We start from the raw sequence: 337 nt of genomic DNA, 5'->3' as shown, positions 1-337 counted from the left end.
TCTTCTTCTAAATCAAGCCGTTCTCTGAACCAAGAATCAGGCATCACATCTGGTATCGCAGGCATTGGTGCTACAGGTCTCTATGCTCCAGGTTATGCTTCCGGTTCTAAAATAAGTGCTTCTGAAAGCTCAGAAAGCTCACAGTCACAGGAATCCTCCAAAAAGGGATTTTCGAACCAGGGATCTGTACTTTCACCCTATGGTATTCCAGTAGTAGGTGGCGCTTATGGTGCTTCAGGTTACGACCAGAGCTCCAAATCTGCTTCTTCTTCTAAATCAAGCCGTTCTCTGAACCAAGAATCAGGCATCACATCTGGTATCACAGGCATTGGTGCTC

At 46.0% G+C, this 337-nt stretch carries 1 protein-coding gene; it reads left to right on the top strand.

Annotated elements, in window-relative coordinates; all coding sequences use genetic code 11:
* Positions 1-337 (top strand): hypothetical protein (locus tag L9G74_RS20060; protein WP_238898539.1); only part of this gene is annotated, 337 nt, incomplete at both ends.

The sequence above is a fragment of the Shewanella electrica genome (assembly GCF_022321485.1).
Classification (GTDB): Bacteria; Pseudomonadota; Gammaproteobacteria; order Enterobacterales; family Shewanellaceae; genus Shewanella; species Shewanella electrica.
Note: the sequence above shows the minus strand (reverse complement) of the source record. Positions and strands in the feature narration are given on the sequence as shown.